At 55.7% G+C, this 23,382-nt stretch carries 24 protein-coding genes, 1 tRNA gene and 2 pseudogenes; 20 read left to right on the plus strand and 7 right to left on the minus strand.

Translation table 11 applies throughout. The features are described 5' to 3' along the window. Positions 1-51: 51 nt before the first annotated feature. The 19 genes and pseudogenes from BN1969_RS06270 to BN1969_RS17855 all read left to right on the plus strand — a co-directional run bounded on the left by BN1969_RS06270 (position 52) and on the right by BN1969_RS17855 (position 15,406). Positions 52-127 (plus strand) — tRNA-Ala (locus BN1969_RS06270). 173 nt (positions 128-300) lie between these two features. Then, positions 301-501, plus strand: coding sequence for a hypothetical protein (locus BN1969_RS06275; RefSeq protein ID WP_050623516.1), 201 nt, complete (start codon positions 301-303; stop codon positions 499-501). Positions 502-1,379: 878 nt separating this feature from the next. Beyond that, positions 1,380-2,420, plus strand: a complete 1,041-nt coding sequence (locus BN1969_RS06280) for a TRAP transporter substrate-binding protein (RefSeq protein WP_050623517.1) — start codon at positions 1,380-1,382, stop codon at positions 2,418-2,420. 131 nt (positions 2,421-2,551) lie between these two features. Beyond that, positions 2,552-3,028, plus strand: a complete 477-nt coding sequence (locus BN1969_RS06285; protein ID WP_147577012.1) for a TRAP transporter small permease — start codon at positions 2,552-2,554, stop codon at positions 3,026-3,028. After that, on the plus strand, positions 3,025-4,296 hold the full coding sequence (locus BN1969_RS06290; RefSeq protein WP_050623519.1) for a TRAP transporter large permease: 1,272 nt from the start codon (positions 3,025-3,027) through the stop codon (positions 4,294-4,296). Before BN1969_RS06285 ends, BN1969_RS06290 begins: the two co-directional genes overlap by 4 nt. Positions 4,297-4,353: 57 nt before the next feature. Continuing rightward, the gene (locus BN1969_RS06295; RefSeq protein WP_050623520.1) at positions 4,354-5,139 is read left to right on the plus strand and encodes a 5-deoxy-glucuronate isomerase; all 786 of its coding nucleotides are present in this window, start codon (positions 4,354-4,356) and stop codon (positions 5,137-5,139) included. A 25-nt stretch (positions 5,140-5,164) separates the two neighbouring features. Next, a complete protein-coding gene (locus tag BN1969_RS06300; protein WP_050623521.1) occupies positions 5,165-5,932 on the plus strand; it encodes an SDR family oxidoreductase in 768 nt (255 codons plus the stop codon). Continuing rightward, the gene (locus tag BN1969_RS06305; RefSeq protein ID WP_050623522.1) at positions 5,923-6,918 is read left to right on the plus strand and encodes a C-terminal binding protein; all 996 of its coding nucleotides are present in this window, start codon (positions 5,923-5,925) and stop codon (positions 6,916-6,918) included. The genes BN1969_RS06300 and BN1969_RS06305 overlap by 10 nt, the downstream gene beginning before the upstream one ends. A gap of 31 nt (positions 6,919-6,949) precedes the next feature. Continuing rightward, the gene (locus BN1969_RS06310) at positions 6,950-7,603 is read left to right on the plus strand and encodes an RraA family protein (protein WP_050623523.1); all 654 of its coding nucleotides are present in this window, start codon (positions 6,950-6,952) and stop codon (positions 7,601-7,603) included. Positions 7,604-7,714: 111 nt separating this feature from the next. Further along, complete coding sequence (locus tag BN1969_RS06315; protein WP_050623524.1) at positions 7,715-8,758, plus strand: LacI family DNA-binding transcriptional regulator; 1,044 nt, start codon at positions 7,715-7,717, stop codon at positions 8,756-8,758. Between the two features lie 25 nt (positions 8,759-8,783). Continuing rightward, on the plus strand, positions 8,784-9,752 hold the full coding sequence (locus tag BN1969_RS06320; protein WP_050623525.1) for a sugar kinase: 969 nt from the start codon (positions 8,784-8,786) through the stop codon (positions 9,750-9,752). After that, positions 9,745-10,605, plus strand: a complete 861-nt coding sequence (gene eda / locus BN1969_RS06325; RefSeq protein ID WP_077138713.1) for a bifunctional 4-hydroxy-2-oxoglutarate aldolase/2-dehydro-3-deoxy-phosphogluconate aldolase — start codon at positions 9,745-9,747, stop codon at positions 10,603-10,605. The genes BN1969_RS06320 and eda overlap by 8 nt, the downstream gene beginning before the upstream one ends. A 399-nt stretch (positions 10,606-11,004) precedes the next feature. Continuing rightward, positions 11,005-11,625, plus strand: coding sequence for a TetR/AcrR family transcriptional regulator (locus tag BN1969_RS06330; protein WP_050623526.1), 621 nt, complete (start codon positions 11,005-11,007; stop codon positions 11,623-11,625). Position 11,626: 1 nt separating this feature from the next. Next, positions 11,627-13,006 carry an MATE family efflux transporter gene (locus tag BN1969_RS06335; RefSeq protein WP_050623527.1) on the plus strand — a complete coding sequence of 460 codons (1,380 nt, stop codon included), beginning with the start codon at positions 11,627-11,629 and terminating at the stop codon, positions 13,004-13,006. A 5-nt stretch (positions 13,007-13,011) separates the two neighbouring features. Next, positions 13,012-13,602, plus strand: a pseudogene (locus BN1969_RS18515) (cytidylate kinase-like family protein). Positions 13,603-13,617: 15 nt separating this feature from the next. Then, entirely contained in the window at positions 13,618-14,289 is a 672-nt protein-coding gene (locus BN1969_RS06350; protein ID WP_082203656.1) for a GNAT family N-acetyltransferase, read from the plus strand. Continuing rightward, positions 14,274-14,948 (plus strand): hypothetical protein, encoded by a 675-nt coding sequence (locus BN1969_RS06355; protein WP_050623531.1) that lies wholly within the window; start codon positions 14,274-14,276, stop codon positions 14,946-14,948. Before BN1969_RS06350 ends, BN1969_RS06355 begins: the two co-directional genes overlap by 16 nt. A 141-nt stretch (positions 14,949-15,089) precedes the next feature. Further along, a complete protein-coding gene (locus tag BN1969_RS19155; protein WP_473206036.1) occupies positions 15,090-15,320 on the plus strand; it encodes a hypothetical protein in 231 nt (76 codons plus the stop codon). Next, positions 15,236-15,406 (plus strand): hypothetical protein, encoded by a 171-nt coding sequence (locus tag BN1969_RS17855; protein ID WP_154669726.1) that lies wholly within the window; start codon positions 15,236-15,238, stop codon positions 15,404-15,406. The genes BN1969_RS19155 and BN1969_RS17855 overlap by 85 nt, the downstream gene beginning before the upstream one ends. A gap of 44 nt (positions 15,407-15,450) precedes the next feature. Here the strand turns inward: BN1969_RS17855 and BN1969_RS06360 are convergent, their stop codons facing one another. From BN1969_RS06360 to BN1969_RS06365, 5 genes and pseudogenes are all read right to left on the minus strand, one after another. Continuing rightward, a complete protein-coding gene (locus BN1969_RS06360) occupies positions 15,451-15,993 on the minus strand; it encodes a TlpA family protein disulfide reductase (protein ID WP_050623532.1) in 543 nt (180 codons plus the stop codon). Positions 15,994-16,128: 135 nt separating this feature from the next. Further along, positions 16,129-16,278 carry a 4Fe-4S binding protein gene (locus BN1969_RS19160; RefSeq protein WP_473206037.1) on the minus strand — a complete coding sequence of 50 codons (150 nt, stop codon included), beginning with the start codon at positions 16,276-16,278 and terminating at the stop codon, positions 16,129-16,131. Positions 16,279-16,567: 289 nt separating this feature from the next. Continuing rightward, a pseudogene (locus BN1969_RS19165) lies at positions 16,568-16,735 on the minus strand (4Fe-4S binding protein); the annotation flags it as partial. Between the two features lie 96 nt (positions 16,736-16,831). Continuing rightward, a complete protein-coding gene (locus tag BN1969_RS18860) occupies positions 16,832-16,963 on the minus strand; it encodes a CD1871A family CXXC motif-containing protein (protein WP_272867223.1) in 132 nt (43 codons plus the stop codon). A 61-nt stretch (positions 16,964-17,024) separates the two neighbouring features. Next, positions 17,025-17,267: a hypothetical protein gene (locus BN1969_RS06365; protein WP_147577015.1), complete on the minus strand. Its 243-nt coding sequence runs from the start codon at positions 17,265-17,267 to the stop codon at positions 17,025-17,027. A gap of 953 nt (positions 17,268-18,220) precedes the next feature. Between BN1969_RS06365 and BN1969_RS06370 the strand changes: the two genes are divergently transcribed. After that, complete coding sequence (locus BN1969_RS06370) at positions 18,221-20,794, plus strand: S-layer homology domain-containing protein (protein WP_050623534.1); 2,574 nt, start codon at positions 18,221-18,223, stop codon at positions 20,792-20,794. A gap of 117 nt (positions 20,795-20,911) precedes the next feature. Here the strand turns inward: BN1969_RS06370 and BN1969_RS06375 are convergent, their stop codons facing one another. Further along, on the minus strand, positions 20,912-22,132 hold the full coding sequence (locus BN1969_RS06375; RefSeq protein WP_050623535.1) for a peptidase U32 family protein: 1,221 nt from the start codon (positions 22,130-22,132) through the stop codon (positions 20,912-20,914). A gap of 94 nt (positions 22,133-22,226) precedes the next feature. Continuing rightward, a complete protein-coding gene (mltG, locus tag BN1969_RS06380) occupies positions 22,227-23,366 on the minus strand; it encodes an endolytic transglycosylase MltG (RefSeq protein ID WP_050623536.1) in 1,140 nt (379 codons plus the stop codon). Positions 23,367-23,382 lie beyond the last annotated feature (16 nt).

Genomic DNA, 23,382 nt, shown 5'->3' on the forward strand with positions numbered 1-23,382 from the left:
GGCATATAAAACAAAGCAAAATGCTTCAAATTATATAAGATAACTAAATATGGGCCTATAGCTCAGCTGGGAGAGCGTACGGTTCGCATCCGTAAGGTCGTCGGTTCGATCCCGATTAGGTCCACCATTTTTAAGGAAAATCACCGCCAATTTGGCGGTGATTTTTGCATACAAGAGGTGTGGTACTCACAGCTAAATTGGGTAAAAAAGCTTCCGAAAACCTCTGGATATGGGAGAACATCCCGAAATGTGTTACCGATTCTAGAATTGGCAGCAAAAATCTAAAAGGAGGAATTCTGAATGAGAAACCTGAAGCGGGCCCTCAGCCTGGCTCTGGCCACCGTCATGACCTTGGGGCTGATGGTCGTCGGCACCGGCGCCACGGGCTACAGCGACGTGACTTCCGAGGACAACCAAGAAGCCATCGAGGTGCTCTGGGTAGTCGACATCATGACCTGCGTCACCAATGACGAGTTCGACCCCGCCGGCTCCTGCGGATGATACGTTGTGGGGGGGTGGCCCCACGTGATTACCCGAGCTATTTCACCGCACTAGCGGCGTCCCACTTTGCCAGTCGCGGCAAAGAGCCGTTTAAGGGGGAGATATTTCGATTCATATTCCCCTTAAAAATCCTCCTCTTCAGCGACCGAGCTCATCCTCGTAAGCTCCAGATCACTCGTCTAGCCCTAAAGAGAAAGATTCGCTCCTGCCGCTACTCGTCCCCCCCAACGGAAATCACTTGCGCTGGATTTCTATTGGGCTCCTGTTTTGGTCACCCTTATTGGATGTAACCCCGGGGGACGGAAAGGCCCCCTTCGGGGCACCTCCCCTGCAAGAGGAAGATTTTCGCAGCGTATCAGGGATGCCGAGCCCTACATAAAACCTGGGAACTTCCCTCTGTGTGGGACATTTCCATATATTTTTATTGAAAATTTTACCCCATCATGCCTAAACGGGACGACGAACAGGCCCGCCGCTGACGCGGCGGGCCTGCATGGGTAAAGTTGTCCTTCGGATTTCACTGGGTGGACCGTTATGGTAGTTGATATGCTTGCAAAATCACCCTTATTCACTTTAATGAAACCGATAAACAAAAATGAGAAAATATTGGAGAAGGGGGTTAGGAGTAGTTCATAAAAATCGGACTTAAAATTTGTTTAAACTAGAAAATTTGCAAATAGCACTTTACAATATCGTCGAAAAGTATATAATTAGATCTACATTAGGGGGAGATATTGTTTGATAGCACAAGATAAAGTTTTGGTTTCTATATAAAATTGTATTTTTGAAAAGAATGAAATCGATTAACTAAAATGCTTTTGCTCGAAACAACGATCTTTCCCTGAAAACGAATCAATAAAGAAACGGAGGAAAAACAAATGAAAAAGCTGACTTCTCTCATCTTGACCTGCGTCATGACCCTCTCCCTTACGGCTTGCGGCGGCGGTGGTACGAGCACATCTACTCCCGATGTGCCGGGAGAGCTTTCTGGGTCTGGAGGCGGCAATGATCAGGAGACCATTACTCTGAAGCTGAGCGACTGCCACAGCCCGACAGCAACCAACCATCTGGCGATGCAGCGAATCGCTGAGGAGGTCGCCACCCAGACAAACGGTCGCATCCAGATTGAAGTCTACCCCAGCTCTCAGTTGGGGGACGTCAAGCCTTCCATGGAAGCTATTCAGATGAATACCCTGGATATGGCAATCAGCAACCAGGCCGTCCTGGGGACTGTGATCCCCGAGCTGGCTGTTCTGGGCGCCCCCTTCATGTTTGAGACCGACGATCATATCGCCAACGCTTTGAATGGGGAGCTGGGTGAGAAGCTCAATGAGCTTGCTCAAGAAAAAGGCATCACCATTGCCTGCTATCTGCCCACCGGTTTCCGGCATGTCTTCTCCACGGTCCCTGTGCGTACTATTGATGATTTCAAGAGCATTAAGATCCGCACCATGGAGAATCCCCTGGACATGGCCACATTCAACGCTTTGGGTGCCATCGCCACTCCCATGGGTTATAACGAACTGTTTACCGCCATGCAGCAGAACACTGTCAACGCCGGCGAGAATGCATTGAGCAACATCGCTACCGACGGCTTCACTGAAGTGGCCAAGTATGTGACTTTGACCGGGCACTTCTACAACGTCTGCCCCGTGCTGATCTCTCAGAGCGCTATCGATAAGATTCCCGAGGATCTCCGGGACACCTTCTTCCAGGCTTGCCGTGATGGCGCCGAGGCTGGCCGCCAGATGTGTATGGAGGCCAACGAGGCCGCCATTGAGGAGCTGGAGGCCGCCGGTCTGGAGATTATCGAAATCGACCGCGAGTCCCTGAAAGAGGCCACCGCTTCCCTGTATGGTGAGTTCGCGGACAGCCTGCCCCAGGAGATGCTGGACATGGTCGCCGCAGCGGAAAAGTGATATTGGCCCTTTTGTGACAGTGGCCCCGTCCCAGATGGGCGGGGCCACCAAAAAGCAGAGGATATATAAAGAAGTTCGTTATGCTGAGATCAAGATAAGAAAGGCGAGGTAACCTTGTGAGGCTCGTAACTGTGATTGACAAAATAGAGCGGATATTGATTTCTGCCCTGTTTGCTGTGATGGTGCTGGCCGTATTCTCGCAGGTGGTGAACCGCAACATTTTCAAATTGGAGATCGGCTGGTTTGAGGAAGTTGCGAGGGCCTGTATGGTATATATCATTTTATTTGCCGCCGAAATAGGCCTGCGAGACCACTCACAGCTCAATATTGATTCCTTGGTTCGGCGCCTGCCGCCTAAGGTCGCAGGTTTGTTGCAGGATGTTTCTACCATTGTTACTATTATTTTTTCCGGCGTGGTGGGGCTTACTTCTTTCCGGCTCCTTCAGACCCAGGCTGCTGCCCAATCGGCCACACCCGGTTTGGGTATGCCCACTTGGGTGCCTCAGGCATCCATCACGGTGGGGTGTGTGTTGATTTTTGTTACTCAGTGCATCATTCTGCTTAATACGATTTTGCACCACAAAAAGAAGGAGGGGGAAGCAGCATGACCATAGCGATTTTGTTTGGTACGTTTGTGATCGCCCTCATCATCGGTATCCCGGTCTCTGTTTCCCTGGGCATCTCCGCTGTGGTCAGCTTTATCTATTGTGATATTCCGCTGGTCATGATCAGCCAGAAGCTGTTCACCGGTATTGACTCTGCCTCCCTGATGGCGATCCCGTTATTTATTTTGGCGGGCAACATCATGACAGATGGTGGTATCTCAGGGAAAATTGTGGAGTTTGTCAATTGCCTGACTGGGCGGATCCGCGGCTCACTAGGCTATACGGCGGTGCTGGCCTGCGCCATCTTCGCAGCCCTGTCTGGTTCCGGCCCCGCCACGGTGATCGCGATTGGCTCTATGCTTTACCCGGCTATGAAACAGATGGGTTATCCGGAGAAGACTTCTGCCGGACTGCTGGCAGTGGCCGGCGGCCTTGGCCCGGTCATTCCGCCCAGCATCATTATGATCGTATATGGCACGCTGACAGGGGTCTCCATCACTGACATGTTTGCGGTTGGCCTGTTCTGGGGTGTCGTGACCACGGTGGTATTTTGTATCATCGTGGCAGTTATGGCCAACTGGCAGAAGTGGCCCAAAGCGGGGGTCCAGCATCAGAGGTTCAAGGGATTCCTACAGGTGCTGTTGGACTCGTTCCCCGCACTGCTGATTCCCTTTATCATCCTGGGCGGTATTTACAGCGGGATATTTACTCCCACAGAGTCTGCAGGAATCGCGGTAGTGGCGGCCATCTTTATTGGTATTTTCGTTTATCGAGAAATTAAATGGACTGATTTGCCGCGTATCTTCGTGACCTCCGCAAAAGGGAGCGCAACGGTGATGTTCATTATTGCCTGTGCCTCCTCGTTCTCCTACTTCTTCTCTTATACCGGACTGTCAAAGGGGATCAGCGACTTCGTAGTCAATTCCAATATGAGCAAAACAGTATTCTTATTGTTCTGCTTTATCCTGTTCCTGATTTTTGGGATGTTTATGGACGGCACCTCTATTGCGGTGCTGTTGGTCCCCCTGCTTTGGCCTATTGTACAGGCGATGGGGATCGACGGGATTCATTTCGGCATCATGTTCTGTATCATGAACTCCCTCGGATGCTGTACACCGCCAGTGGCGGTCAACATATTTGGAATCGCTAATGTCTCCAAACTGAATGTGGAGGATGTTTCCAAAGGCGAGATGCCTTTCTTTATTGCCAACCTTGCCATTGTGATTTTTATCATCTTGGTACCGCAAATCACGGCCTTTGTAGTTCCCTGATATACCAAATCGAATAAAAGCTATGTGTGCGGCGTTGCCGCAGAAAGGGACTAAACTATGAAACGAGAAGATATGTACAAGTGGAATGTGGCTACAACCAAAGAGTACGGTGTCCAGGAGGCAATCTCTCCCCAAAAGCAGGAGTGTGAGTACACCCATATCAACCGGATCAATCTGAAGGCTGGAGATAGCCACATCGTGTCCAGTGAAGGATATGAGATGTGCATCGCACTGGTTTCCGGTGCTGGGCACGCCAAAGTGGACGGCTGCTTTGATGAGGAAATGAAGAAGCTAGATTGCGTGTATCTCAGTGCAGATACTGGCTGTGTGCTGACAGCCAGGGAGGACTGCAGCTTTTATGTCGCCTTTGCCAAGTACGAAGGGATCGGGCAGACTCACTTCATCCGCTTTGATCCCGATACACCTCTGGGCGACTTCCACGAAATCCATGGTGAGGGAATATTCAAACGGGAAGTTTTCCTGATGATCAATGACAAGACTCCTGCCTCCCGCCTGATGTGCGGCTATACTTTCGGCGGAGATGCTTGCTGGACCAGTTGGCCGCCTCATGAACATGCCAAAACACTGGAGGAGACCTACTGCTATTTCGATATGCCCGCTCCTAAGCTTGGCTTCCAATTCACTTACCTGGAGAAGAATGGGTTTTATGATGCCGTTGCCCATCCAGTGCGTGAGGGTAACATGGTGGTCTTCCCTATGGGATATCATCCCACGGTCGCATCGCCCGGTACTTGCAACAAATATATGTGGGTCTTGGTAGCTAAGCGCCCACAAGACCGGGTGTTCGGGGTCTATAATCAGGATCAGAGCTATGTGAAGTGAGCGAGGGACCGCTATGAGGACAGAAATGATTCGGAAATTCGACCTGACCGGGAAAAAAGCCATTATCACTGGAGTCGGGTCCCTGGAGGGAATCGGCCGCTACCTGGCTGAAGGGCTGTGTGAGTCCGGTGCTCAGGTCGTTCTGATCAACCGCTCAGAGCGTATGTACAAGGTCCGGGACTTTTTTCGGGAACGGGGATTTTCCGCGGACGGTGTAGTGGCCGATTTAACAGATCGGGTCCAGTTGGATGACGCATTCCGTCAGAGTATGGAACTGTTGGGTGGAAGACTGGATATCCTGGTGAACTGCGCAGGGATGCAGAAACGGATGGACAGCGTGGATTTCAGTCGGGAGGACTGGGACGCTGTGGTAGCCTTGAATCTGAATGCAGTCTTTTTCCTCAGCCAGCTGGCAGCCAGGGAGATGGAAAAACAGCACAAAGGCAAAATCATCAACATTGCCTCTATGCTCAGCTATTTGGGCGGCTATCGCGTACCTGCCTATACGGCTACAAAGACGGCTGTGATGGGACTGACCCGCGCGCTAACCAATGAATGGATTGCAAAAGGCATCAACGTAAATGCCATTGCGCCTGGGTACATTGCTACTGATATGAACCGACCCTTGATGGAGGATTCGGTGCGCAATCAGGAGATATTGTCACGGATTCCTGCCGGAGGCTGGGGAGACCCGGAAGCCTTCAAAGCTGTAGTGGTGTTCCTGGCCTCTGAGGCTTCGGACTATATCAGTGGGGTAACACTCCCGGTGGATGGAGGATTTTTATGTCGATAAAGTTGGATTACAAGCCGGTCGTTGTGCTGACCGACTATATGTATGATTCCATTCAGCCTTTTCAGGATGTCTATGATCGGGCGGGATTTGAATTCCGGCCTTACCAATGTAAGACGGCAGAGGAGATCATCCAGGTAGCCAAGGATGCAGATGCGGTCCAGGTACACTTTGCCAAAATCACCAAGGAAATCATCGACGCCCTGCCTAAGTGCCGCCTGATCGTCCGCAGTGCAGTCGGTATGGACAACATCGATGTGGCTGCGGCGACTGCCGCTGGGATCCCCGTGGCGAATGTACCCGACTATGGGATCGAAGATGTATCCACCCATGCCATCTTGCTGATGCTGGCCATCACCAAGAAGTTCAATATCCTTACCAGGACAGTGCAGGAGGGGATGTGGGACTACGCAGTGACAAAGCCGGTCCATCGTATTCAAAATCGAGTATTTGGCCTGATGGGGTGCGGGGCGATCGCCCGATGTGCAGCTAAGAAGGCCCAAGCATTTGGCATGCGGGTCATCGCCTATGATCCTTATTTGAAGCAGGATCAGGTGAACGATTTGGATATCATCTTGAAGTCTGCCAAGGAAGTGGCACAGGAAAGCGATGTGGTGTCGGTCCATCTGCCGCTGACCAGTGAGACGAAAGAGATAATCGACCGGGAGTTCTTTGGCTGGATGAAGCCCGGCGCGTTCCTGATCAACACGGCCCGGGGCGGTGTGATCCAGGAGAGAGATCTGCTACAGGCGCTGCAGACCGGGCAGATTGCAGGCGCAGGATTGGACGTGCTGTCCCAGGAGTACATTGAAAAAGATGATCCTCTGCTCCAAATGAACAATGTGATCATTACTCCCCACGCCGCATGGTATTCAGAAGAAGCAGAATTTACACTTTTGACCAGCGCGGCGGAGGAAGTGGTCCGCGGGCTGAACGGTGAGCCTCTGAAACACCCATTCAATAAAATCCCATATGCAAAACAGCTTTAAATTTGAAATCAAAATACCGGAGGGATCAACTATGAAAAAGTACGATAAGGAGTTTATCAAGAAAAATATGTATTCCGGCGTCCTGTGTGATGTGATGGATGAAATGGGGTACCGCAATCAGTGTATTGGGAAAGAACTGATGCCATTGAAAGATGACACCGTGATTTTTGGGCCCGCGTTCACCAGTATCGCTACCACCGTGTATTCCATGCCAGAGAGCCCGCTGACGGCCCAGTGCAAAGTGGTGGATCAGCTGGAGGAAGATGAAATCTATGTTCTGGTGACACGGGGGGATTATAACTGCGCGGTGTTCGGAGAGTTGTTTGCCACCCGGGTCAATAACAAAAAGTGCGCCGGTGTTTTGCTGGACGGGTATGCCCGGGACCTGAAGGCGCTGAAGGAGATGGACTTTCCTCTGTTTTATGCCGGCCATGACCCCCGGACCTCTAAAGGGCGTGCCGAAATCAATGAGTGCCAGATCCCCGTCATCATGTACGGCGTGACCATCAACCCCGGTGATATCATCTTTGGAGATATCGATGGCGTGGCCGTGATTCCAAAAGATATTGCCGACGAGGTGATTGAAAAAGCTTTTGAGACGATCAAGAGCGAGGACCAGGTGCGGGAAAGTCTGCGTCAGGGAGCAACTATGGAAGCCGTTTACGCCAAACATGGGACGATTTGATAGTTTTCCCCCTTCGGGGGTTGAAATTCCCCTAAAAAGCCATTAGAATGAAAAAATAGACAAGGTTTTACCACAATCTTTCGTGTCAGGCGGAAAAGGGGAGGGCATGATATGAGCAGCAAGAAGCGCGTGACGATTAATGATGTGGCGATGGCGGCCGGCGTGTCCAAAACTACAGTTTCACGCTATATCAACGGGCATCCAGAGTTGATGAGTGAAAAGACCCGGGAACGGATCAGGACGGTCATTGAAATGACCAATTACCACCCCAGTGACATTGCCAGCAATTTGAAAAAGCGGACCACCAATTTAATTGGTCTTCTGATAGCTGATATCTCCTCTCCTTTTTCCTCTGCACTGATCAATGGAGCCAGCAAATTCTTGGACAAGCGGGGTTATACACTGCTGATTGCCGATTCGGCGGACGACTTGGAGAAAGAAAAGCATGCACTGTCTTCTCTGTTGTCTAAAGGTGTGTCCGGTGTTCTGGTAAATACGACTTCTTATTCCAACAACTTTTTGATTCAAGTCCGATGCGGTGGACTCCCTGTCGTTCTGTGTGATCGGCAGGTGCGGGATTATAACTTCGACATCGTAACAACTGACCAGCATGAAGCCATGTTTCATCTGCTCAACCATTTGAAGCAGCAGGGGTATACCCGCCCGCTGTTTTTGGTAGAGCCCTGGGAGAATAATTCGGTGCGCATGAAACGCCGGGAAGCGTTTTTGGAGATCATACATACGTTATATGGCTATGATGCATCGGAAGATGTGTATATGCTGAAACCTGGAGGGGAGAGTGCTGTCCAGGTCCTGCAACGGGCACTTGGCCGTAACAATTTGGGGATTCCGGCCGTGATTGGATGCAACAGTATTACAACGGTCCGGGCATTCCATGCGATCCAGGAATTGGGACTTTCTATTCCTGAAGAAATCGGGTTATGCGGGCCGGAAGATTGGGATTGGTCCAATGAAATGAATTGGCCTTTTATCATAGCCCCCAATATTACGACAGTCAAGATCCCTGCTACACAGATCGGCAGTCGAGCCGCTGCTTTGTTGCTGGAGAAGCTGGAGGGACCAGAATGTCCCCCAAAAGAGATATTGCTCCCTTGCGTGTTCTATGAACGGGCTTCCACAATCCGGATGAGGTAAAACGTGTCCGTAACGGAGGGAAACCATGAGAAAAAGCGTATTGCTTGTGGGTGAACCGATGGGGCTGTTTATGGCTGACTCGGTAGGAGAGCTGGAGAAAGTGGAGAGTTTCTCCCTGACCACATGCGGAGCAGAACTGAATGTCGCCATAGGATTGAAACGGTTGGGCCATAATGTTACCTACTTGACAAAGCTGGGAAATGATTTATTTGGCAGACGCATCACCGATGTCATGAGAAGTAACGGGATATCCACTGATGAGATACTTTATTCTGATACTCATACGACGGGATTTATGTTCAAATCCAAAGTCACCGCCGGGGATCCGGCGATTTGCTATTTCCGTAGGAACAGTGCGGCTTCGACTCTGGCGGCAGAGGATGTGGAGACGATGGACTTTTCCAAGTTTGATATGGTTCATCTCACCGGTATTACCCCCGCACTTTCCAAGTCTGCCCGCGCTGCATCCGAGGTCCTGAATGCACAAGCCAGGAAAGCGGGATGCTTCTTTTCTTTTGATCCTAACCTGCGGCCTCAGCTGTGGACATCTCGGGAGGAAATGGCGAATTGCATCAACTCACTTGCATACCGATCCGACCTTTTCCTGCCTGGGATCAAAGAGGCGGAACTGCTGATTGGTGAGACGGAGCCGAGAAAAATAGCGGCCCACTATCTCGAGCGTGGCACAAAAACGGTGGTAGTCAAACTCGGGCCCAAGGGTGCCTATTACATCTGTGATAACGGAGATTCCGGATGTGTGGACGGTTTCCATGTGGAACATGTGGTGGACACGGTGGGCGCGGGCGACGGATTCGCAGTGGGGGTGCTCTCTGCATGGAGAGAAGGACTGCCTCTCGACCTGGCAGTCCAACGAGGGTGCGCAGTGGGCGCGATCCAGGTGATGAGCCGTGGAGATAATGATGGCCTGCCCAGCCGGGAGGAACTGGACGCGTTCATGGCCGGACAAAAGGATTGGAGGCGGCACAGTGCCTGACTCAGTGACACGTACATTTTTTGAAAGCGGTTTGGTCCCTGTCGTTGTCCTGACACAGGCAGAAAAAGGTGTTGCTTTGGCCCGGGCGATCCAGGCAGGTGGTTTGAACAGTATGGAAATCACGTTGCGAACAAGTGCTGCCCTGGAAGCGATTCGGCAAACAGTATGTCAGGCGCCGGACATTCTGGTAGGTGCAGGGACCGTGCATAGTGTAGCGATGGCACAACAGGCGGTAGAAGCTGGTGCGCGATTTATCGTAAGCCCTGGATTGGACCGAGCGGTAGTGGACTGGTGCCAAGAGAGAGATATCCCGGTGTTTCCTGGCGTTTCGACTCCGACTGAACTGGAAGTTGCCCTGAAACTGGGGTTGACTACAGTCAAGTTTTTCCCTGCTGAGCAGTCCGGCGGCGCTGCTATGCTCCACGCGTTGGCATCTCCCTATCAAGGTATGCGGTTTATGCCAACAGGTGGGATCCGGCTGGAAAATTTGTCACAATATCTGCGCCTTCCTAACGTGCTGGCCTGCGGTGGAAGCTGGATGTGCCCGGGACATATGATAGAACAGGGCAGGTTTGATGAGATTACGGATTTGTGCCGCAAGGCGGTAAAAACAGTCCACCAATTTCAGATTCTACGCCTGATCCTACCCGCGGAGGACACACCTCCTATTCCGACTTGTCTGGAAGATGCCCTGGAAGCCGGCTCGCAGAAGAAAGTGGTGCTGGGCGTGAACCATGTGGCCCGTGCACTCACCGTTTTAGAGCGGCTTGGTTATGTCCGGATACCAGGCGAGCCGGAGACCGTGGTTTCGGATCATGGTGGGCAGCTGATACTGGAATTGATCGCGCTTTGATTTTCATTCCTTCTCTTTTCTGGCAGGTCCCGCAGACGACCATCTGTTGTCTGCGGGACCTGCCATTTTCATAATCAAACGCTGGCGCCCCATTTCAAAAAATTTTAACTATGACAGAGTGATGGGGCGGAATACAGGTGGGCGGTGGGGTCTGCCCTACATAAAAACGGCGAACTCTCCGCTCTGTGGAACGTTCCTATATACTTCTACCAAATTTCGACCCACTATACCTAAAAAGGTATAGTAGCTGATACCTCCCTGTACCATCAAAAGGAGACACAAATTCGGGAGGAATCTCAAACGTCTTAAAAGTTCACATTTTAAATATTGACCACAAGGTCTATTTATGCTATGATGCAGAAAACAGACCTTGTGGTCAATTATTTTGGAGGCAGCTCTATGAAGCGAGAAGAAAAAAATCAGCAGACCAGGCGCAGGATCATGGACAGCGCTCTGGCAGAATTTGCAGCGAACGGCTACGGCGGCAGCTCGGTGAACACCATCTGCGCCGCCCAGGGGATCTCCAAGGGGATCGTCTACCACTATTTTGAGAGCAAGGACGAATTGTATCTGGCCTGCGTGGAGGAGTGCTTTCAGTGCCTGACCGCACACCTCAGCGCCGCCCTGCCGGAGGAGGACGCCGGAGCGGTGGAGGATCAGCTGGGGCGGTATTTCAGCGCCCGCATGGCCTTTTTCCAGGAACACCCCATCTATCAGTCCATCTTCTGCGAGGCGGTCATCTCGCCCCCCGCGCCCCTGGCGGAAGGGGTCCGGGCCAGGCGGAAGGAGTTTGACGCCCTGACCGTGTCCACCCTGGAGCGGCTGCTGCGCCGGCTGCCCCTGCGGGCCGACATTACCGTGGAGGACGTGGTGGACCTGTTCCGCCAGTTCCAGGATTTCATCAACGCCCAGAACCGGTCGCCCTCCATCCCCCCGGAGGAGCGGTTTGTCCACCGGGACGACCAGTGCCGCAAGCTGCTGACCGTGCTGCTGTACGGCGTGACAGAGAGGGGTAAGTGATATGGCAGCCAAACAGAACTCCTCCATTCTGGGCGAGGCTAAACCATCCAAGGCCATCGTCAAGCTGGCCCTTCCCGCCACCCTGGCCCTGCTGGCCAAGGCGGTCTACAACATCGTGGACACCGCCTACATCGGAATGCTGGATTCTGATATTGCTTTGACAGCGGTGGGCGTCACCGTGCCGCTGCTCCTCATCATGGTGTCCATCGAGAACATCTTCGCCGCCGGAGCTGCCGTCCTGGCGGGGCGGCAGTTGGGAGCCAAGGACGAGGAGGGGGCCAGCCGCACCGTCACCACCATCATCGGGCTTTCCGTTGTCATCGGCGCGGTGCTGTGCGTGGGCGGCATCCTGTTCATCGAGCCGCTGATGCGGGTGTTCGGCGCCTCTGACGCCTCCCTCCCTCTGGCCAAGGACTACGCCTTCTGGATGTTTGTGGCGGCCCTGGCCAATCTGCCTGCCCAGAGCATGAACTGCGCGGCACGGGCAGAGTCCTCCGTGAAGATCTCTTCCATCGCCGTCATCACCGGGGCCCTTTTGAATGTGGTGCTGGACCCTGTATTCATGTTTGACTGGGGCCTGGGCATGGGGGTGGAGGGGGCCTCCCTGGCCACTACCGTCTCCCAGTTCGTCACCTTCTTCATCCTGACCTGGTTCTATCTCAGCGGACGCTCCGTGATCAAGCTGCGCCCCCGGGCCTTCCACCCCAGCTGGAAGCTCATCAAGACCGTCACCGTCATCGGTATCCCCACGGCCGTCATCCAGATCTGCCTGTCGGTGGCCTCCTCCCTCACCAACATCGCCGCAGCCCCCCTGCCGGACGCGGACAACATCATCGCCGCCTACGGCGTGGTCCAGCGGCTGGTCCTTATCGGGTGCTACGTGGTCATGGGCTTCATGCAGGGCTATCAGCCGGTGGCCTCCTACGCCTTCGGCGCCCGGCAGGAGGAGCGGTTCCACCAGTCGGTACGCTTTGCCCTCAAGGGCTCCCTGGTGCTGACGGTGCTGGTGGCCGCCGCCTATATCCTGCTGTCCCGGCCGCTGATTTTGCTGTTTAACCAGAATCCCGTCATCGTGGACTACGGGCGGTGGCTGCTGATCTCCCAGGTGGCCCTCTATCCGGCCTTCGGCCTGTGCTATATGATGACCATCACCTACCAGACCATCGGGGCCTCCGGGTACGGCCTGTTCCTGTCTATGATCCGCCAGGGACTGTTCTATGTGCCCTTCATCCTGGTGCTGCCCCGGCTGCTGGGCGTCACCGGCATCTATCTGACCCAGCCCGCCGCCGACCTGCTGACCATTCTGGTATGCCTTTGCTCCATCCGCTCTATGAAGCGCATCGCCTCGGCCAACATGAACCGGACGCCGGAGGGAGGCTGATACAAATGAGCTACTCCATCATCACCATCAGCCGGCAGTACGGCAGCGGCGGCCGGGAGATCGGAACACAGCTGGCCGAGCGTCTCGGCATCCCCTTTTACGATAGAGCCCTTTGTGAGGAGGCCGCCAAACGCAGCGGGCTCGACCCGACGTTTCTGGAGCTGGCGGAGCGGCGGGAGGGCCGCAAGCTGGCCTATCAGTTTCAGTTTCCCGGCGCCCCCTTCCGCCTTTCTTTGGACGATTAGGCCTTTCTGGCCCTGGCGGCCGCCATCCGGGAGCTGGCGGAGCAGGGACCCTGCATTCTGGTGGGCCGGGGCGCAAACCGAATCCTGTCAGACCGGAAGGATGCGCTGCACGTCTACCTCTACGCGGACAGACAGACCCGTCTGAAGCGGATCGTTGAGCAGTACGGCGTGCCCGCCCAGCAGGCGGAAAAGGTACTGCGGGATACCGACAGGGCCCGGGCGGTCTATCTGAAGGAGTATACCGACCAGGTCATGGGGCACTCCGAAAACTATCACCTCTGCCTGGACAGCGGTGCGCTGGGAATCGAACATACCGTCAGAATTTTAGAAGCAGTCTACCGCATCGCGTAAATGAAAGTGGAATTTATGAACGAAATCACCTATCGCACATGGACGAAACAGGACGGCTCCGCCATCGAGGCCTTGATCTCGGATAGCTTCCATCTGGAGCAGTATGTGCCGGAGCCCAGGGTACTGGCGCAGCTGAAGCACACCTATCTGCAAAGCTGCCTGGCAGAACAGACCTTTGCCCGGGTGGCGGTACGGGACGGAAGGCCGGTGGGCGTCATCATGTGCAATGCCAAAGGCCGGTACCGTCTGCTTCCCCACCTGCCCGCCCTGTGGGCGACCCTCTGGCATCAGCTGCGGATGTCTGCCGCGTCCCGCAGATACGGGTGCAGCACGGAGAGCTTTCATCAGATGCACCGCATCTACCACAGTCTGACCGCAGGTCGCGCACAGCGGTATGATGGGGTGTTGACGCTGTTTGCCGTGGACAAGGCGTGCCGCGGCGCAGGGATCGGCCGGGAGCTGCTGCATCAGGCGGAGGCTTACCTGACCGACTGCGGCGTCCGGCGCATCTATCTCTACACCGACTCCACCTGCAATACCGCCTTTTATGACTGCCACGGCTTTTCCCGCGCGGACCGGCGCGCCTTCTCCTCGGCCGTGCCCGGCAGCACAGAGGAAGCGTCCATGTCCGTTTACCTGTATGAAAAACAGTATCCTGAGGAGGAACCTCCATGCGGCAGTCCGTAAAGCGGGTCATAACCGCTCTACTTACAATCTCTCTTTTGACCAGGATTCTGGCTGGGTGCAGCGGGAAAGAGGAAGATACCGCTTCCCTGCCGCCTGAGCCGCCGGATTCAGAAAGCCCCGCTCCCCAGCCGGAGCAGCCTGCGCCGGAGATAGAGGGCCCTCTGCCCATCACCTCGTCCGAAGAATTGCAGGGGGAACTTTACGCCGCGATCGCCCAGATGCGCCAGCCCCTGCCGATGGAGGTGTCCGGGTTTACTTGGGAGCAGACCCCGGAGATGGACGTGAAAAACCTGTACTATGGGGTGATCGGCGCGCACCCGGAGCTGAAATACGCCTATGACATCACCGAAGAGGAAGAAAACGGACTGCTGACCTGCCATATCTCCTATATGCTCTATATAGCGGGGTATCCCCAGGATTGGGACGGCGTGCCGGTGGGCTCTTTGCCGGAGCTTATCGAGGTCGCGGACGCCCACCTGGGAGCAGAACCGGTAAACATCCGGGTGACTGACCCCACCCTGACGCCGGACGGGATGAACCGGGCGCTCCAGCAGGTGGGCGGCGGCTATATCCTGTGTTCTCTCAGCCGGGATGGGACGCAGCCCACATACGCCCCGGCTATGGGAATGACCATAGATGAGTGTCTTGCGTTGTTGTAGCAGGCGGAGGAACTGGCGGCAGAGACTGTCGATACGTTGGTCGATGACACGATGGGGGAACGGGAAAAAGCAGAGGCTTTATACCGGTTTTTAACAGAGTAGGTCAAATACGACCAGCGTTATTATTCGGACCGGGCCAGTATGCCGTTCGATTCCCAGACAGCCATCGGGGCGCTCCGGGATGGAGTCGCGATTTGCGGAGGATACTCCCATGCCCTCAAACTTCTGTTTGAACAGATTGGAATTCCTTGCTATAATGTCACCGGGGTCGCAGGAGGAGAAACCACATGTGGAACATCGCCCGGTTGGACGGTCAGTGGCTCTGGTTTGACGCCACAGCAGACCGGGGTATTTCCCCACAATTTGGACTGAAGCATTTTTCCAAGAAAGACTTGGATGCTCGGTATTCCTGGGATGCGTCGCAACTCGACCGACTCTTAGGTAAAGAAACCACATGATAAAGAAGGTGGCTGTTCCACGTTGGAGACAGCCGCCTTTGTCGTCATTCCAGGATCAGTGCCAGTCGCTCGTTCAGGGGGGCGATCTGCTTTTTCACATTTCCGGAGACGGGCGCGCTGATGATATTGCCTCCACTGTCCACAATGTAGGTGGAGGGACAGGTAAAGATCTCTGAAATAAAGTCCTGATAGAACTTTCCCTCCGGATTGGGAGAGATATTCACATAAGTGACGCCCTTCTCCTTCAGAATCTCCCGGGCGGTCTCCAGCTGTTCCTCACCCTCGCTGGAGTAGGTACCCACGCCGATAAGATCGATATTCTGCTCCTGGAACTGATGGTACAGCTCCTCCAGCTCCGGCATTTCCTCGATACAGGTGCCGCAACCGTTGTTCCAAAAGCTGACGATGGTGGCGTCGTAATCTGCGAAGATGTCGCTGCCCACTGGGTTTCCTTCGGTGTCCACCTCCGAAAATTCCGGGAAGGGCGTTTTAGATACCAGGGAGTTATCCTCTCCGGCAGAACAGCCCGTCAGCGCGGCCAGCATCAGGGCTACAACCAGCAGCAAAGAAAATCCTTTTTGTATCATATAATCGCGTCCTTTTTCGTTTGTTTTTTCAGAGAAAAGATCTTGGTGATAGCCTAACGGGGACAGGTGGCCACACAGTCCCCGCAGCGGATATATTCGGTATGGTTCGGCGTACGGAATACATCCACATCCATCTTACACACCCCGGCTGCACGCGCCGCAGGCGGTACACAGGCTTTCGTTCACCTCCAGCCGGTAGAGGGATAACTTGTTGCACAGGTCGTAAAAAGCCACTAGAGGGCACAGCCATTTGCAAAATGGCCGGTAGAAGAACACCGACAGCACCACACCCCCAGCAGGATGCAACTCTGCCAGGTGAAGAGCCAGCCCAGACTGGCCTGAATACTGGGATGTGCCAGGGACAGAGGGATCCCGCCCTCCAGGATCCCGGCGGGATACAGGTATTTGCCAAAAAGGGATCGCCCATCCCCACTTCGTCTACCACCGTCATGGGCAGAATGATGACGAACAACAGCAGGATGACGTATCTCAGATAGGTGAGGACATGGAACCGCTTTGTGCTGAACTTTTTTGTGAGGATCTTGTGGAGCGGCTCCTGGAACCAGCCGAAGGGGCACAGAAAGCCGCACACCACGCGCCCCAGCAGGGTCCCGATGAGTAGCAAAAATACCACCACATAATAGGCAAAGTGGAATTTGGAGGAGCCGATGACGGCCTGAACGGCCCCAATGGGGCAGGAGGCCGCTGCGGCCGGGCAGGAGTAGCAGCTCAGTCCGGGCACGCAGATCCCTTTCAGACTCTCCCGGGAGATCTTCCCCCGAAAAAAGTTCAGAAGAAATGGGGGCGTGGCCAGGGTCGCCCCCAGCTGGATCTGTTACTAGCCAATCCTTACACACTCCGTGCACAGATTGATCCCCTTGGACAGGACCGCCGCCCCTCCTCCCCGCCACAGGCCGAAGCCCATCATCAGCAGGGCGGTGGCCAGCAAACCGGCAGTCATTTTTTTCATATCAGCCCATGGGGACCATGGTGGCCGCTCCGCTGTCAGCGCTGTCGGCACCGGAAAGTTCCTAGCTCTGGGTCATCTCCACAAAGGCGGCCGCATCCTCGACCAGATCCTCGGCGTCCACCTTCAGACTCCAGGCAGAGAGAAAAGAGCCGTTCACATACCAGGAGGCAGTGTTGGCAGTCTCCTCATCCTCAATCATGACGCTGTTTTTTCCAACCTCCGCCTTCAGAGAATCATTGTAAAGAATGACTGGGAAGGGCGCATCGGCAAACAGTTCATTTCCTTCCTCAGATTTGGTACACAAAACGAGACCCGCTCCATTTGCGGTCACGCCCTCATATGCCTGGACCAGAGCGTTATAGAGCTCCTGCACACCCTCGCTGGCAGAGGTGGAAAAGGCAAAAAAGACCACGCTGCCCAGGTCGGCTTTGGTAAATTTTCCGCCATTCTAGCAGCGGGGCTTTTCACAAAATGCTGTCCATGAATTTCGTACTCCACTGGCTGTCCTCAAGACCCGAATCGGCCTGTTCCGCAAAAAGCAGGATTTTTCTCCGCAGACAACAGAGGATTTTCTCCTGTATCCATTCCTGGTAAAATTTAATTTGATTGACCATGGGCGGAGCTTCCGTTTCCATCGGATATCAGATGATGGTGGACTGGGCACATGGAGCTGCCTGGCGGTCTTTGCGATGTGGTCCTATGGTCCACCTTGGCCACCGATAGAAAATACTACAGCAGGCTCAGCTTCATCCTGCTAACCTTCCTGTCACATCAGTTCGGTATCTCCATGATCAGCCGCCGCGGAACTGAATCTCACGGCGGCGGAAGTGTGCCTATCTGGAGGGGGTCTACCTTCCACATTCCTTGGTGGGGATGATGGTCCAGAACACAGCAGCCTCTGAGGGGGAGAAAAAGATCTGAGGGAGAGCCTCACGGAAGTTCGGATTGCGGGCGCTGGCCCTTCCCGTGGCTGTCTCGGACTGTTCCCAACATAGAAAAAAGCAGAAGTATGGAAGAGCGCCGTGTGTCTACCTTTTTTCCGTCTGGACGCCTTATCCGGATAACAAAATTCACCGCTATAGTTGTTGGATTTTCGTGGACCTAAAATCATGTAAAAATGATATGAAACAATCGAAAATGCACATTAGAAAATAGAGGGTGGACATAGTATAATAAAAAAGAGAAAATATGAGAGGAAAATTATAGAAAATGACCAAAATGTGAAGGGGCAAACAAAAATATAAGGAGGTATCCGAGATGAAAAGAAAGATGCAGAGATTTGTGACTGTGTCCACTGCGGCGGCGCTGTCTCTGGCCATGGCGGTGCCTGGAAGCGCGGCGTATCAGCCGGAGCAGAAGTTCCAGGACGTGAGCCGGAGCGCATCCTACTACGAGGATGTGATGGACGCCAACTACTACGGCCTGATGGCGGGCGTGAGCGGGAAGACCTTCGATACGGAGAGCACCATCACCCGGGCCATGTGGGTGACGATGCTGTACAAGATGGCGGGACAGCCAGCGGTGCAGAGCAAGGACACCTTCACCGACGTGAAGACGGGCGACTGGTTTGCCCAGGCGGCCACCTGGGCGGTGGAGCAGGGGATCACGGCGGGCTACGAGGACGGAAGCTTCGGTGTGAACCAGACCATCACCCGCCAGGAGATGGCGGTGATGGCGTCCAAGTTTGCGGCGCAGTATAAGGATGCGGCGGTCAGCGCCTCTGGGAACCTGGCCGGTTACGCCGATGCCGGGGAGCTGGACAGCTGGGCCAGCGAGGCCATGTCCTGGGCACTGTCCAGCGGTGTGATGCAGGCGGTGGACGGCAAGCTGTCCCCCAAGAGCACAGTGAGCCGGGCCAACACGGCGGGTGTGGCCGTGCGGCTGTATGAGCTGGGCGGCGTGGATCTGGACACCATCACGGCGCTGGAGAAGGACTGGACCCAGGCGGCCCAGCTGCCGCTGACCGGCTGGTTCACGAAGAACATCGATGTGGAGGGTGACCGCCAGGTGACGGTGTACATCTCCGAGGAGGCGTCCATCCGCTCCTACTTCACCGTGATCGCGGTGCCCAATGGTGTGGATACCCAGCAGTTCCTGGAGGACGAGGGGTGGATCGACCTGATGGACCAGAAGGGCGAGGCCCTGTTCGTGCTGGAGCCCGGCGCGGAGGGCTGGGGCAGCGCGGCGGAGGAGAAGGCCTACATGGACGCCGCCATTGCCTTCCTGAAGAGCGGCAGAAATGAGGCTGGCATCAACGTGTTCTCCACCTTCGGAGAGTTTTATCTGGCGGGCTACGGCGAGGGTGCCGCTCCCCTGGAGGCCTGGGCCGCTGAGAATCCCATCTTTGTCATCAGCCAGGCTTTCGTGGACGGCGAGAGTGCCGGAGACGACTATCTGGCCAGCGTGAGCAGCAAAACGTATGACGGGAAGAGCGCCAATGGCGACATCACCGATGTGCTGGATAAGACCCTGAAGCAGGTGGGCATTGCCGGGGAGATCGCCCCGAAGGACGTGCCTGTGCCTACATGGCTGGCTGCCTATACCGGCAGCGACGCCCACTGGAAGACGGCAAACGACTGTGAGGCCGCAGCTGAGGGAGACACCTATTACCAGAAGCTGGATTCTGACGCCTATCAGACCGACTATGCCAACAGCCGTCTGGAGGCCGCCGGGGCCGACCACGGCATCTCTCAGGTGAAGGTGACCGGCAGTGCCGATGTGAGCGCCGCAGAGCTGTACGCCTGGATGGCCCAGTACACCCGGTATGATACGACCTTCGCATATTCCAATGCCATCGCCCAGCGCCTGGACTACACCTCCGCCCGGGTGGCCGCCCAGAAGCAGGCCAAGGCCGGACAGGTGCAGAAGACCCTCAGTGACGGGACCCAGATCCTGGCCCAGGAGGATGTGGCCATTGACGGCCACGGCACCGTCCAGGTGGGCGTGATCGCCTTCAGCGACAACAGCGGAGATGGGTTGTGGGACCCCCGGGAGTATATCATCTACGTGCCTGAGGGCTTCGAGGGCAAGGAACTGCCAGTGCTGATGATTTATCCCGGCAACACCCAGACCGACTCCATCTTCCTGGACTCCACTCTGTGGTGGCAGATCGCCGAGGACGAGGGGATCGTGCTGGCCTTTGTGTGCGAGACCTATAATGCCAGTCCGTGCAGCGTGTCCCATGCCGACTCCGACAAGTTCTACCACTCCCTGATCACCATCCTGGAGGAGCAGATCGACGACAGCTATGCAGATCTGGACTTCACCCGGATCTATGGCTCCGGCCAGTCTGCGGGATCCAACACTACCCAGGGGTTTGCAATGACCAATCCTGAATTCTATGCTGCTGTCGCCACGACTTCTGGAGCAGTTACACCAAAAGATCCCAGTAAGAATCAGGAAGGAATGATGGTAACTTCGACAGAGCCTGCTTATGAGTCGATTCCCACCATGATGGTTACAGGGCAGATGGATTCTGGTAGTATGGCAGATGGATTTGAAGCTAAAGACATGCAGTCGTGGGCAAACTATATGCTCCAGGTGAATGGATTTGAGGTTGCCTATGAGGCAAACAGCGCTAGCAGTGTAGTAAATGCTGACTCTCGCCATCCGGAAGTATATATTTGGAGCAAGACTGTTGATGGCGTAGAAGTTCCTTTGGTTCAGTGGGCGCAGTGCCTCCTGCGTCCCCACAACTGCTATCCCTCTGATATGCCTATGCTGTGGGACTTCATGGAGCACTTCAGCTTTGAGAAGGCCGCGGACGGCACTGTGACCCGTTACTATAGCCCCTCCGCCTTTGAAAAGGACGATGCGGTGGCGCTGAACTGAGAGCAGCAAATTTTAAAAAGACAACGGTTCGCTTCCATCTGTCAGAGAACAAAAAGGAAAGCGCAGGGCTTCTCCCCACACGGGGAGAAGCCCTGCGCTCGTTTGCACAGAAAGAACTCAAGGGGTCAGGTCCGCCTGACGGCGCAGGATGGAGAGGGGGGGCACCGACTGGGGCAGCTGCATGCGGAAGCGCATCTGGGGCTTGCGGACCTGGGTAAGGGGCAGTCCGTCCTCGTCCCACAGCGCCGTGACCTCCAGAGGCTGGGGGCGGACGCCGGGGCCCACCAGCTCCAGCCGGTCGCCCAGGGAAAACTTGTTGTTCAGGGTGAGCAGGGCGCGGCCCTCCTGGTCACAGCTGACCACCTTTGCGGTGATCTGCCAGTCCCGGATGTAGCGGGAATCCTCTGTGAATTGGCCTGGCTGGCCGTAAAAGAAACCGGTGGAGTAGTGCCGGTGGCTGATGTGCTCTACCTCATCCCGCCAGACGGGGTCCAGAGGCACGCCGCTCCAGGCGGCGTCGATGGCGTGGCGGTAAGCTCCGGTGACGATGGCGGCGTAGTAAGCTGATTTGGCCCGCCCCTCGATCTTGAGGGAGTCCAGGCCGGCGTCCATCAGCTCGCCCACGTGGTCGATCATGCACATATCCCGGGAGTTCATGATGTAGGTCTCCCCATTCTCCTCATAGACGGGGAAGTATTCTCCCGGCCGCTTCTCCTCCATCAGGGCGTACTGATAGCGGCAGGGCTGGGCGCAGGCCCCCCGGTTGGAGTCCCGGCCCGTCATGTAGTTGGACAGCAGGCACCGGCCGGAGTAGCTGACGCACATGGCGCCGTGGGCAAAGACCTCCAGCTCCAGCTCGGGGGGCGTCTTGTCCCGGATCTCCCGGATCTCGTCCAGGCTGAGCTCCCGGGCCAGGATGACCCGCTTGGCCCCCAGTTGGTGCCATGCCCGGGCGGACTGGTAGTTGACCACACTGGCCTGGGTGGAGATGTGCCGCTCCACATGGGGGGCGTGGGCGGCGGCCAGAGCCAGGGTGCCCACATCGGCCAGGATAATGGCGTCCACCCCCAGGCTGTCCAGATATTCCAGCCACTCCGGCAGGCGGGCCACCTCATTGTTTCGGGGCATGGTGTTGCAGGTAACATGGACCCGGATGCCCCGGCGGTGGCAGAGCTCCACCGCCTCCTTCAGTGCTTCCGGCGTAAAGTTGCCGGCAAAGGAGCGCATGCCGAAAGTAGTACCGGCCAGATAGACCGCGTCTGCCCCATAGGCGGCGGCCATCTGAAGGCGCTCCATGTCGCCGGCCGGAGCCAGCAGTTCGATCTTCTTTCGTTCCATCAGGATCAGCCTCCCATCAGAGCGGCATAGGAGCCGCGCCTTTTCAACAGGTCGAGCGGGCCCCGGAAGTCGTTCCGGGGCCCGCTGTAAATCGTCAGCCGCCGCTGTAAAGCGCCTGGGTGGACATGAAGGAGGTCATCTCTCCGTAAGTGTTGAAGAAATGGTGCTTGTCGTCGTCGCCCAGGGTATAATAATAGTAGGAGGTGCTCTCCGGCTCCATAGCGGCCTTGATGGATTCCAGGCCGGGGTTGGCGATGGGGCCGGGGGGCAGGCCGGGATACAGATAGGTATTGTAGGGGGAGTCGATGGACTTGTCCGCCTCGGTGGGCACCTTGCCCCCGTTGAGGTAGGCCAGGGTGGCGTCGATCTGAAGGTAGCCGTTGGTGCCGGCGGAGGCACCGGGGTTGTTCAGGCGGTTGTAGATGACGGAGGCGATCTTCCCCCGGTCCTCACCGTCAGTCTCCTTTTCGATCATGGAGGCCACAGTGAGCACCTCGTGGATGGTGCGTCCGCTGTCCGCCACCTCCTGGCGCATCTCATCGGTGAACTGGGCGTCGAAGGTCTGAAGCATCTTGTTGATGGCGTACAGGGGATTGTGGGGCGTGTAGAACTCGTAGGTGGCGGGGAACAGGTAGCCCTCCAGCCGCTCGGGGTCACCCAGGGGAATGTCCTGGAGGAAGGAGAAGGCGTAGTCGTGGGTGGCCGCCGTCTCGTTCAGGTCCTCCACCGTGGCCACCCCCTTCTCCTCCAGGAGCTGGAAGATCTGGGCTACCGTGTAGCCCTCCGGGATGGTGACATCCACCACTGCCCGGGAGGCGGAATTGGCGCTGATGCCGGAGATCAGGGCGCGGTAGTCCATGTCGGAGTTCAGGGTAAAGGTGCCGGAAGAGGCGATCTTGTCCTTGCCGCCGGTGATGGCGGAGAAGAGCTTGAAGAGAGATTTGTACTCGATCAGGCCGTTGTCCTTGAGCATATCCACCACGTCGTCATAGCTGTCCTCCGGGGTGATGGTGACGGTGACGGAGTGCTCCTCCTTGTTCAGGGCCAGCACGTCGCTGGCGGCGATCCAGCCCACACAGGCCAGCAGAGCGGATACGCCGATGACGGCCACAGCGTAGAGCACAGCAAAGCTGGCGGAGCGGGCGGCGCTACGCCGGCGCCGGGGGGCGGGGGAGGAGGACCGGCTGCGCCGGCCGGCCTCCCGGTAGTCTGAGTTTCTGCGTTCCTGAGGCATAGGGTCAGCTCCTAAC

Source organism: Clostridium phoceensis, assembly GCF_001244495.1.
Lineage (GTDB): Bacteria > Bacillota > Clostridia > Oscillospirales > Oscillospiraceae > Lawsonibacter > Lawsonibacter asaccharolyticus.

What these genes read in the sequence shown, in the direction of transcription:
- BN1969_RS06310 (WP_050623523.1), top strand. Translation starts at nt 6,950, where the DNA reads ATGAAAAAGTACGATAAGGAGTTTATCAAGAAAAATATGTATTCCGGC.
- BN1969_RS06295 (WP_050623520.1), top strand. Translation starts at nt 4,354, where the DNA reads ATGAAACGAGAAGATATGTACAAGTGGAATGTGGCTACAACCAAAGAG.
- BN1969_RS19155 (WP_473206036.1), top strand. Translation starts at nt 15,090, where the DNA reads ATGCCGTTCGATTCCCAGACAGCCATCGGGGCGCTCCGGGATGGAGTC.
- BN1969_RS17855 (WP_154669726.1), top strand. Translation starts at nt 15,236, where the DNA reads ATGTGGAACATCGCCCGGTTGGACGGTCAGTGGCTCTGGTTTGACGCC.
- BN1969_RS06375 (WP_050623535.1), bottom strand. Translation starts at nt 22,132, where the DNA reads ATGGAACGAAAGAAGATCGAACTGCTGGCTCCGGCCGGCGACATGGAG.
- BN1969_RS06330 (WP_050623526.1), top strand. Translation starts at nt 11,005, where the DNA reads ATGAAGCGAGAAGAAAAAAATCAGCAGACCAGGCGCAGGATCATGGAC.
- BN1969_RS18860 (WP_272867223.1), bottom strand. Translation starts at nt 16,963, where the DNA reads ATGAAAAAAATGACTGCCGGTTTGCTGGCCACCGCCCTGCTGATGATG.
- BN1969_RS06290 (WP_050623519.1), top strand. Translation starts at nt 3,025, where the DNA reads ATGACCATAGCGATTTTGTTTGGTACGTTTGTGATCGCCCTCATCATC.
- mltG (WP_050623536.1), bottom strand. Translation starts at nt 23,366, where the DNA reads ATGCCTCAGGAACGCAGAAACTCAGACTACCGGGAGGCCGGCCGGCGC.
- BN1969_RS06360 (WP_050623532.1), bottom strand. Translation starts at nt 15,993, where the DNA reads ATGATACAAAAAGGATTTTCTTTGCTGCTGGTTGTAGCCCTGATGCTG.
- BN1969_RS06300 (WP_050623521.1), top strand. Translation starts at nt 5,165, where the DNA reads ATGATTCGGAAATTCGACCTGACCGGGAAAAAAGCCATTATCACTGGA.
- BN1969_RS06350 (WP_082203656.1), top strand. Translation starts at nt 13,618, where the DNA reads ATGAACGAAATCACCTATCGCACATGGACGAAACAGGACGGCTCCGCC.
- BN1969_RS06280 (WP_050623517.1), top strand. Translation starts at nt 1,380, where the DNA reads ATGAAAAAGCTGACTTCTCTCATCTTGACCTGCGTCATGACCCTCTCC.
- BN1969_RS06305 (WP_050623522.1), top strand. Translation starts at nt 5,923, where the DNA reads ATGTCGATAAAGTTGGATTACAAGCCGGTCGTTGTGCTGACCGACTAT.
- BN1969_RS06335 (WP_050623527.1), top strand. Translation starts at nt 11,627, where the DNA reads ATGGCAGCCAAACAGAACTCCTCCATTCTGGGCGAGGCTAAACCATCC.
- BN1969_RS06370 (WP_050623534.1), top strand. Translation starts at nt 18,221, where the DNA reads ATGAAAAGAAAGATGCAGAGATTTGTGACTGTGTCCACTGCGGCGGCG.
- BN1969_RS06315 (WP_050623524.1), top strand. Translation starts at nt 7,715, where the DNA reads ATGAGCAGCAAGAAGCGCGTGACGATTAATGATGTGGCGATGGCGGCC.
- BN1969_RS06355 (WP_050623531.1), top strand. Translation starts at nt 14,274, where the DNA reads ATGCGGCAGTCCGTAAAGCGGGTCATAACCGCTCTACTTACAATCTCT.
- BN1969_RS06275 (WP_050623516.1), top strand. Translation starts at nt 301, where the DNA reads ATGAGAAACCTGAAGCGGGCCCTCAGCCTGGCTCTGGCCACCGTCATG.
- BN1969_RS06320 (WP_050623525.1), top strand. Translation starts at nt 8,784, where the DNA reads ATGAGAAAAAGCGTATTGCTTGTGGGTGAACCGATGGGGCTGTTTATG.